Raw genomic sequence first — 9118 nt, 5'->3', positions numbered from 1 at the left:
ACCAGCGTCAACCGCCAGAACTCAGGGATCGCTTCGCCGTCGCGCCGTTCGTTGTCGCCCGCCGCGTCGGTGAACGGGGTTATAGAGACCCCACCGGGGGGCTGTCTACAGCTTTTTTCGTCCGACCCTCACTTTTTTCGAAACGCGGCGTAGCCCCTATCCAGGATCCACCCCAAGACCCGCAGGCCGCCTGGAAAACCGGGATCTAGAGCCGAACGCGTTTAACCAGAAACGCGCTCGGCTCTAAGTCCTTATTCAGAAGCGGATTCACGCTCCAAAGCGATTCCGCTTTTCCGCGATCCGCTCTAGGCCAGGCCCAACTGGCGCAGTTCCGCCAGGATGTGGGGCGGCAGGTCCTGGCCGCCACCCGCCTGGTCCAGGTCGGCCGGCGCGTCCTCCGGCTTCAGGTAGCGCCAGCCCTGGAAAGGCCGCTTGGGCTGCGGCACCGTTTCCACCAGTTCGGTATCCAACAGCATGCGGCAGACCTCATCCCCCTCAGGCGAGCGCAGCAGGTCGAAGCCGACGAAGCGCGCCCGGCAGCACAGGATCCCCTTCACCACCCAATAGAGGGAACCGCCATCCAGCAGCTCCGCCGTGCGGGTGGGCATGCGCCGGGTATAGGTCGGCACCACGCGGTGGCCGTTCCAGTCCATCTGGTTGCGATTGCGCCAATCGCGCATGTCGGCAAGATCGGGGGCGCCCACGGCGAGGCGCAGCATATGAAGGGGCATGGTCTCACGAAGCCGATATCACTCAGGGTCCGTGAGACTACGAGCTTAAGCCCCGGGGTCAAGGCACCCCGTTACAGGGGCGCGCCCAGGAAGAGGTTCGAGGATCAGGCGCCGGGGACCAGGCGCCGGGAATCAGGCGGTGGCCGAGGCGTTCAGAGAACGGCACTTGGCCTCGAACCCTTCGGAAATGAATTCCGGCCGCTTGAACATGCCCTTCAGCCAAGCCGCCAGCAGGCACAGTTCCTCCAGCTTCAGCACCTCATCCAAGGTGCCCTGGGGGAACCGGATCGAGAAACTGTCGGCGACGATGTCCAACACCTCTTCCACCTGCTCGATGGTGAGGCCGCAGTCGGTCTCCAGCACCGCGGTGCGGGTCAGGATTTTTTCGTCGACGCCATAGTCATCGCGGATCAGTTTCACGATCCAACGAAACAAGTGCATCCAGTTGCTGACGCCTTCGATCGACCGGCTCACGGCATCCCGCCCCTCAAGTTTCAGGCCCCGCGTCGGGGCGGTCGCCCCTACCCCGACATGGCTTTCGGCCTCAACCCCTATCAGAGAAGCGTTAAGACTTTTTTGACATGGGCACCAGAGATGTTTGGCGAAGATTTATCGTTCGGGGGGGCGACGGCTGCTGGAATAGCTGAAAATGGCGTTGAAGCCGAACAGCAGCAGCAGCATGCCCACGATGACCTCGGCCGCCACCACCAGCCGGATGAAGCTGCCCACCGGCACGATGTCGCCATACCCCACGGTAGACAGGGTGACGACGGAGAAATAAAGGCTTTCGGCGAAGCCGATCCGCTGTGGCGTGCCGCCGATCATGAACTGGTTGAGGGGCGCGAACCGATCAACCACCGTGTAAAGGGCGGCGAAGATGATCACCAGCAGGGAATAGAAGGTGAAGAAGGCGAAGGCCGGCTCCGCCAGTCCCGCCACCTGCTCGAAGAACTCCTCGAACAGCAGCCCCGTCTCCAGCAGCAGGACCACCACGTCGTAGCTGACCAGCAGCACGATGAAGGAGATGAACCCCATGGCGGCGACGAAGGCGTCGCGGACCACCGGCTGGGGCGTCTCCGGGGTCAGCAGGAAGGTGGCGGCCCCCACCACGCCCAGCGGCAGCACCCAGCCGAAGGCCCGGCCGAAGCGCCGCAAATCGCGCCGGGTCGGCCCCTGAGGGCGGCCATGGACGATGGCGCGGATGCCGGCGCGCCGGATGACCACGCCCGCCAGGAACGCCGCCAAGGGCAAGACGAAGCCCAGCCCCAGCAGATAGGCCGGCAGCTTGGCGAAGTGGGCCTCGACGAAGAACTCGAAAATGATGGCGTAGATGCCGACGAAGTTGGCAAGGCCGATAGTGAAGAAGCGGCTGCCCGGAAACAACAGGTGGCAGGAGCCCACGACCACGACCACGGCGCCCAGCAACGCCAGCGTCAGGCCCGGATCGGCCCCCTGGATGGTGAGGGAGATCAAGGCCAGCAGGCCCACCGTCAGGGCGATGGGCGTCACCAGTGAGCGCTTGCGACGGCGGCGGGGCGTGGCGCTGGCGTTCATCACCAACCGCCCTGCGCCAGCCAGCGTTCCACCTGCACCAGGCGGTCGGCGCCCCAGAACCCCTCCCCCTCCACGAAGATGAAGGGCGAGCCGAAGACGCCCCTGGCCATGGCCGCATCGGTGGCAGCGCGCAACGCGTCCTTCACCGCCGGGTCCTGCACACCGCTCCGCACCGCGTCCCCATCCATGCCGATGCCGGCGGCGACATCGGCCACCGCGTCTATCCCAGAAATGTCCCGCCCCTCCTGCCAGTGGGCGCGATACAGCGCCTTCGCCAAGCTCCGCGCCAAATCGACGTCGCGGGCGGCTGCCCAGTAATAGGCGCGCGAGGGCGTGACCGCGTTGATCGGCATCACCTCAGGCCAGGTAAGGGGCAGGTCGTAATAACGGGCGCAGCGCACCACGTCATGGCGCAGATAATCGCCCTGCAAAGGGCGTTGGACAGTGGCCGCCACGCCCGTGCTCTTGAATACCGCCCCCAGCAGGATGGGATGCCAGGCGACGGTCCGGCCATGACGCGCGGCCAGCTCATCGATGGCCATGGCGGCGAAATAGCCGTAGGGCGAGGCGAAGTCGAAATAGAAATCCAAGGGCTGCGCAGCCATCACCGGGTGGCCCCATCCTGATAGGAGGACGGCCGCCCCTCCCGGCGCGGCCGTCCCCAGTATGCCCACCTGCCGGATGAGATCCAGCGTGTCAGTGCAGACGCTCGATGGCCACGGCCGTCGCCTCGCCCCCCCCGATGCACAGGCTGGCCACGCCCCGGGCCAGGTCATAACGGTGCAGCGCCGCCAGCAAGGTCACGAGGATGCGGGCGCCGGACGCCCCGATGGGGTGGCCGAGGGCGCAGGCGCCGCCATGGACGTTGACCTTGTCGTGCGGAATGTCGAACTCCCGCATCGCCGCCATGGGCACCACGGCGAAGGCCTCGTTGATCTCGAACAGGTCGACATCCCGGGCCGACCAGCCGGTCTTGGCGAACAGGGTTTCGATGGCCCCGATGGGGGCGGTGGTGAACCAGTTGGGCGCGCGGGCATGGCTGGCGTGGCCGACGATGCGGGCCAGGGGCGTCAGGCCGCGCTTCTCCGCCACGCTGGCGCGGGTCAGCACCAGGGCGGCGGCGCCGTCGCTTATGCTGGCGCTGCTGGCCGCCGTGACCGTGCCGTCCTTGCGGAACGGGGTCTTCAGGGTCGGGATCTTCTCGGGCTTGCCTTTCAGCGGCTGCTCATCGCGGGTGATGACGACATCGCCGCCCTTGCCCTTGACCGTGACGCCCACCGTCTCGCCATCGAACCAGCCGCCTTCCACCGCGGCCTTGGCCCGGCGCAGGCTTTCGATGGCGTAGGCGTCCTGCATCTCGCGGGTGAACTGGTAATGGGCGGCCGTATCCTCGGCGAAGGTGCCCATGGCGCGGCCACGGTCGTAGGCGTCCTCCAGCCCGTCCAGCGCCATGTGGTCATAGATGGTGGCATGGCCATAGCGGTAGCCGCCCCGCGCCCGGTCCAGCAGATAGGGGGCGTTGGACATGCTTTCCATGCCACCGGCCAGCGCGATGTCGACGCTGCCCGCCACCAGCAGGTCATGGGCGACCATGGCCGCCTTCATGCCGCTGCCGCACATCTTGTTGAGGGTGCTGCAGGGCACGGACTGCGGCAAGCCGGCGGCCAGCGCCGCCTGGCGGCCGGGCGCCTGGCCCTGGCCGGCCTGCAGCACACAGCCCATCACCACCTCGTCAATGGCGTCGGGCGCCAGGCCCGCGCGGTCCACCGCCCCCTTGACCGCGGCCGCCCCCAATTGGGCCGCCGGCAGGCTGGACAGGTCGCCCATCATGCCGCCCATGGCGGTGCGGGCGGTGCTGACAATGACAATCGGATCAGTCGACATGGCTTATCTCTCCCGTTTGATTGTGTGTGGCGGCAGCCGCGTCCGTGACCTGGGCATGCCAGGCGCGGCGAACGAAATCCAGGCCCTCCGGCTCACCCAGCAGGCGGCAGGTCATGGTCTGGGCGAAGGCGATACCCACCATCTGGAACGCGAACAGGGTGCAATCGAGGTCGGGGCGAAAATGGCCCGCCGTTACCGCCATGGCGGCACCCTGCTGGATGAAGGTGCGCAGGCGGCGCTGCGCCCCCGCGATCTCATCGCGCAAGGGGCCGGGCCGGTCATCCAGTTCCAGGCTGGCCGCCTGGATGGGACAGCCGCCCGGGAAAGGTGGGGACTGGTTCCAGGCCCACCAGCCCTCGGCAAAGGCCTCCAGCCGGGGCAGGCCGCGCGGCAGGGGCAGCACCGGCCGGATGACATGGGTGGTGAAGCACTCCTGGGCCTGCCGCAGCACGGCCACCTGCAACTGCTCCTTGGACCCGAAATGGGCGAACAGGCCGCTTTTCGATAGGCCGGTACGCTCCGCCAGCAGGCCGATGGTCAGGCCTGACAACCCGTCCGTGCTGGTGAGGCTCAACGCCTCCTCCAGGATGGCGGCGCGCGTGCGGACACCCTTGCTCATGGACGGAAAATAAACGAACGATCGTTCTATTGTCAAGATGACGGGCGGCGCCGGAACGGAAAAGGCCGCCCCGGATCACTCCGGGACGGCCTTTTTCAGATCACGCCTCCAGCGCTGTGGGCGCCGGATCAGTTCCCCTCGCCCGCCTCGTGCATCTGGGCGTCGACCACGGCCAGGGCGGACATGTTGACGATGCCGCGCACGGTGACGGACGGGGTCAGGATGTGGGCCGGCTGGGCGGCCCCCAGCAGCACCGGCCCCACCGGCTGCCCCTCGCCCAGGGTCTTCAGCAGGTTGAAGGCGATGTTGGCGGCGTCGCGGCTGGGCATGATCAGCAGGTTGGCCATGCCTTTCAGGCGACTGTTGGGGAACACGCGGTTGCGGATGTCCTCGGAGATGGCGCTGTCGGCATGCATCTCCCCCTCAACCTCCAGCGTCGGGCACTGCTGCTCGATCTTGGCCAGGGCGGCGCGCATGGTCAAGGCCGAGGCGTCGCCGTGGCTGCCGAAGTTGGAATGCGACAGCAGGGCCACCTTGGGCACCACGCCGAAGCGCCGGACCTCTTCCGCCGCGAGCGCGGTCATGGCCGCGATCTGGTCGGCCGTCGGCTCCGGCGTCACATAGGCGTCGGCCAGGAAGAAGGTGCCCTTGGGCAGGATCAGCACCGACAGGGCGGCCGGGATGGTCGTACCCGGCTTCAGGCCAATGACGTCCAGCACATGCTTAAGGTGCCAGTCGTACAGGCCGACGGTGCCGGCGATCATGGCGTCGGCGTCGCCCTTGCGCACCATCAGCGAGCCGATGACGGTGGTGTTGTTGCGCACCACCTGGCGGGCGCGGTCCGGGCTGACGCCCCGCCGCTCCATCGTGGCGTGGTAGCTCTGCCAATAATCGGCGTAGCGCGGATCGTTCTGCGGGTCGACCAACTCGACATCGCGGTCCAGCGCGATGCGCAGGCCCAGCTTCTCGATACGGCGGGCCACCACATCGCGACGGCCGATGAGGATGGGCTTGGCCAGGCCATCGTCCACCACGAACTGTACGGCGCGCAGCACCCGCTCCTCTTCGCCCTCGCAATAGACCAGGCGCTTGGGCGCCTGCTTGGCGCGGGAGAACACCGGCTTCATCAGCAGGCCGGAGCGGAAGACGAACTGCGACAACCGTTCGCGGTAGGCGTCGAAATCGGTGATAGGCCGGGTGGCCACGCCGCTGTCCATGGCGGCCTTGGCCACCGCCGGCGCGATCTCCAGGATCAGGCGCGGATCGAAAGGCTTGGGAATGATGTTGTCCGGGCCGAAACCGGCGGACTGGTCACCATAGGCGGCCGCCACCACGTCATGCTGCTCCGCCATGGCCAGGCGGGCGATGGCCTCCACCGCGGCGATCTTCATCGCCTCGTTGATCTGCGTCGCGCCCACGTCCAGGGCGCCGCGGAAGATGAAGGGGAAGCACAGGACGTTGTTGACCTGGTTGGGATAGTCGGAGCGGCCGGTGGCGATGATGGCGTCGGGCTGCGCCGCGCGCGCCTCCTCCGGCATGATTTCCGGGGTGGGGTTGGCCAGCGCCAGGATGACCGGCTGGCCCGCCATCTTGGACACCATGGCCTTGGTCAGCACGCGCGGCGCCGACAGGCCGAGGAAAATGTCCGCGCCATCGATGATGTCGTCCAGGGTGCGGGCGTTGGTCTTCTTGGCGTAACGCGCCTTGCGCGGGTCCATCAGCTCGGTGCGGCCGTCATAGACCACGCCCTTGATGTCGCTGACCCAGATGTTGTCCACGGGCATGCCCATGTCCACCAGCAGGTCCAGGCAGGCCAGCGCCGCAGCGCCGGCGCCGCTGGCCACCAGCTTGACCTCGTCGATCTTGCGGCCGCGCAGCTTCAGCGCGTTGGTGATGGCGGCGGCGACGATGATGGCGGTGCCGTGCTGGTCGTCATGGAAGACCGGGATCTTCATGCGCTCGCGCAGCTTGCTTTCCACGTAGAAGCATTCCGGCGCCTTGATGTCCTCAAGGTTGATGCCGCCGAACGTGGGCTCCAGCGCCGCGATGATGTCGACCAGCTTGTCGGGGTCCTTCTCATCGACCTCGATGTCGAAGACGTCGATGCCGGCGAACTTCTTGAACAGGACGCCCTTGCCCTCCATCACCGGCTTCGCGGCCAGGGGACCGATGTCGCCCAGGCCCAGGACGGCGGTGCCGTTGGTGATCACGGCCACCAGGTTGCCGCGCGAGGTCATCTGGCTGGCCTCGGCCGGGTCGGCGACGATCGCCTCGCAGGCGAAGGCCACGCCGGGCGAATAAGCCAAGGCCAGGTCGCGCTGAGTCGCCAGGGGCTTGGTCGGTTGGACGGCGATCTTACCCGGCGTCGGCAGCCGGTGATAGTCTAGGGCGGCTTCGCGAAACTCGTCGGACATGGGGCCGGTCTCTTCTGCGGGGGACTGGGTCCCGAACAGCCTCACAGGCGCCCGTGGCGCCACCGTCGCGGCGGCCCCACCGGCGCCGTCAAGCGTTCGGCGCCCTTCCTGCTTAGGCCCCAGGGCCCGCCATTGTCCAGAGGCGATGGACGGCAAGGTGCCATTCAGCCGGGACGCGACCGGCTGCCATGCGTTTGATCGGCCTGGAAAAGGCGCCCGGAAACGCGAAAGGCCGAACCAAGCGGTCCGGCCTTTCAGGTCTATGGTGCGGTCAAGAAGACTCGAACTTCCACGGGTTGCCCCACAGCGACCTCAACGCTGCGCGTCTACCAATTCCGCCATGACCGCATCATGTCAGAACCTCGCCGGCAAGGGCTTGCCAACGGGTGAACGGGGGAATAGCAAATCGCCGATCCCATAGCAAGCCCCCGTGTGGCCCTTATGGGATGGGACCCCCTATATAAAGGAGGGGGTTCCCGGACCCCGGCGTCGCCCGCATGCGGCGTCGATGAAAACGCCTTCACACGATGGGTAAGCGCCGCGCCATGTCCCCCCTCCCCTCACCCGCCCAGCCCGAAACCCATGCCCCGTCCATGGAGGGACCGGAATGGCGCATCAGCGACCAGCCGGTGGCCTACCCCGAGGCGGTCGCCGCCATGGAGGAACGGGTGGCGGCCATCCGCGCCGGCACGGCCCCGGAATTGGTATGGCTGCTGGAACATCCGTCGCTGTACACCGCCGGCACCAGCGCCAAGGCGGAGGATTTGCTGGACCATGGCCGCTTCCCCGTGTTCCAGACCGGGCGCGGCGGGCAGTACACCTATCACGGTCCTGGCCAGCGCGTGGCCTATGTCATGCTGGACCTGATGAAGCGGGGCCCCGATGTGCATGCCTACGTCACCAACCTGGAAGAATGGATCATCCGCACCCTGGCCCTGTTCAACATCAAGGGGGAACGGCGGTGTGGGCGCGTGGGCATCTGGGTGGACAAGCAGCCCTATGGCGGCCTGCCGGGCCAGGAGGACAAGATCGGCGCCATCGGCGTGCGCGTGCGCCGGGGCGTCACCTTCCACGGCATCTCACTGAACGTCGACCCGGACTTGAGCCACTTCGGCGGCATCGTGCCCTGCGGCATCACCCAGTACGGCGTCACCTCCATGCACGCGCTGGGGCACCTTGCCAGCCTGCACGAGGTGGATGCGGCGCTGCGCGATGCCTGGACCGGGGTGTTCGAGACGGCGGATGGCGCGGCGGCGGCCCGCTGCGCCCCCCACGGCGGCCCCAGCGGCGGCCCCAGCGGCGGCCAGTAACGGCCGGCCGCCGCCAGCCGGCGCTCAACCCTCGGCTTTCGCCTTCAGCAGGTCGCGGATCTCCTCCAGCAGCACTTCCTGCCGGGGCGGGGCGGAAGCGGCCTTGGTGCGGAAGCGGTTGACCTGCTTCACCAGCAGGAACACGGCGCCGGCGACGATGAAGAAGCGGATGACGACGTTGATGAAAACGCCATAGTTGATGGTGGCGGCACCCGCATCCTGCGCCGCCTTCAGGTTGGCGTAGTGCTCCCCGTTCAGGGCGACGAAATAGCTGGAAAAATCGATGCCGCCCATGAGGTAGCCGATGGGCGGCATAATCAGGTCATTGACCAGCGAATTGACAATGCCGGTGAAGGCGGCGCCGACGATGATACCGACGGCCAGATCGATCACGTTGCCCCGGCTGATGAACGACTTGAACTCTTCCCACATGGCTCGTCCCCTTTATTGTGTTGAGGCCCCGGTTGGCTGGGGCGGTTCATGGGTTGATCGCCATACTATGACGCTCGCCGCCCGGCCGGGTCACTACCCACACGATGTAGGGCCGATGGAAGCCACGGCGGAAAGCGTCACGCGGACGCCGGGAATCGACAGGGCCGGTCCCGT

At 67.1% G+C, this 9118-nt stretch carries 9 protein-coding genes and 1 tRNA gene; 1 reads left to right on the top strand and 9 read right to left on the bottom strand.

The features are described 5' to 3' along the window. Positions 1-305: 305 nt before the first annotated feature. From FBZ90_RS25545 to FBZ90_RS25510, 8 genes are all read right to left on the bottom strand, one after another. Positions 306-719: a DUF1489 family protein gene (locus FBZ90_RS25545; protein ID WP_246130872.1), complete on the bottom strand. Its 414-nt coding sequence runs from the start codon at positions 717-719 to the stop codon at positions 306-308. Between the two features lie 144 nt (positions 720-863). Further along, positions 864-1205, bottom strand: coding sequence for an acyl carrier protein (locus FBZ90_RS25540; protein WP_145736161.1), 342 nt, complete (start codon positions 1203-1205; stop codon positions 864-866). Between the two features lie 135 nt (positions 1206-1340). Further along, a complete protein-coding gene (locus FBZ90_RS28180) occupies positions 1341-2285 on the bottom strand; it encodes an ion channel (RefSeq protein WP_211102322.1) in 945 nt (314 codons plus the stop codon). Next, entirely contained in the window at positions 2285-2890 is a 606-nt protein-coding gene (locus FBZ90_RS25530) for a 2-hydroxychromene-2-carboxylate isomerase (RefSeq protein ID WP_145736159.1), read from the bottom strand. The genes FBZ90_RS28180 and FBZ90_RS25530 overlap by 1 nt, the downstream gene beginning before the upstream one ends. Before the next feature lie 91 nt (positions 2891-2981). Continuing rightward, positions 2982-4169: an acetyl-CoA C-acyltransferase gene (locus tag FBZ90_RS25525; protein ID WP_145736157.1), complete on the bottom strand. Its 1188-nt coding sequence runs from the start codon at positions 4167-4169 to the stop codon at positions 2982-2984. Further along, a complete protein-coding gene (locus FBZ90_RS25520) occupies positions 4159-4788 on the bottom strand; it encodes a TetR/AcrR family transcriptional regulator (protein WP_145736155.1) in 630 nt (209 codons plus the stop codon). Before FBZ90_RS25520 ends, FBZ90_RS25525 begins: the two co-directional genes overlap by 11 nt. Positions 4789-4916: 128 nt before the next feature. Continuing rightward, complete coding sequence (locus FBZ90_RS25515; RefSeq protein ID WP_145736153.1) at positions 4917-7202, bottom strand: NADP-dependent malic enzyme; 2286 nt, start codon at positions 7200-7202, stop codon at positions 4917-4919. Positions 7203-7465: 263 nt separating this feature from the next. After that, a tRNA-Leu gene (locus tag FBZ90_RS25510) sits at positions 7466-7550 on the bottom strand. Positions 7551-7747: 197 nt separating this feature from the next. Here FBZ90_RS25510 and lipB point away from each other — a divergent pair. Next, the gene (lipB, locus tag FBZ90_RS25505; RefSeq protein ID WP_145736151.1) at positions 7748-8512 is read left to right on the top strand and encodes a lipoyl(octanoyl) transferase LipB; all 765 of its coding nucleotides are present in this window, start codon (positions 7748-7750) and stop codon (positions 8510-8512) included. Positions 8513-8536: 24 nt separating this feature from the next. Here lipB and mscL read toward each other — a convergent pair whose 3' ends face one another. Continuing rightward, on the bottom strand, positions 8537-8944 hold the full coding sequence (gene mscL / locus FBZ90_RS25500) for a large conductance mechanosensitive channel protein MscL (protein WP_145736149.1): 408 nt from the start codon (positions 8942-8944) through the stop codon (positions 8537-8539). Between the last annotated feature and the right edge of the window lie 174 nt (positions 8945-9118).

Origin of the sequence: Nitrospirillum pindoramense (assembly GCF_007827955.1) — a bacterium.
GTDB classification, from domain to species: domain Bacteria; phylum Pseudomonadota; class Alphaproteobacteria; order Azospirillales; family Azospirillaceae; genus Nitrospirillum; species Nitrospirillum amazonense_B.
The sequence above is the reverse complement of the archived record's forward strand: the minus strand, read 5'-3'. Positions and strand labels throughout refer to the sequence as shown.

Coding starts and splice junctions, on each gene's coding strand:
- FBZ90_RS25545 (WP_246130872.1), bottom strand. CDS start 719: ATGCTGCGCCTCGCCGTGGGCGCCCCCGATCTTGCCGACATGCGCGAT.
- FBZ90_RS25520 (WP_145736155.1), bottom strand. CDS start 4,788: ATGAGCAAGGGTGTCCGCACGCGCGCCGCCATCCTGGAGGAGGCGTTG.
- lipB (WP_145736151.1), top strand. CDS start 7,748: ATGTCCCCCCTCCCCTCACCCGCCCAGCCCGAAACCCATGCCCCGTCC.
- FBZ90_RS28180 (WP_211102322.1), bottom strand. CDS start 2,285: ATGAACGCCAGCGCCACGCCCCGCCGCCGTCGCAAGCGCTCACTGGTG.
- mscL (WP_145736149.1), bottom strand. CDS start 8,944: ATGTGGGAAGAGTTCAAGTCGTTCATCAGCCGGGGCAACGTGATCGAT.
- FBZ90_RS25525 (WP_145736157.1), bottom strand. CDS start 4,169: ATGTCGACTGATCCGATTGTCATTGTCAGCACCGCCCGCACCGCCATG.
- FBZ90_RS25530 (WP_145736159.1), bottom strand. CDS start 2,890: ATGGCTGCGCAGCCCTTGGATTTCTATTTCGACTTCGCCTCGCCCTAC.
- FBZ90_RS25515 (WP_145736153.1), bottom strand. CDS start 7,202: ATGTCCGACGAGTTTCGCGAAGCCGCCCTAGACTATCACCGGCTGCCG.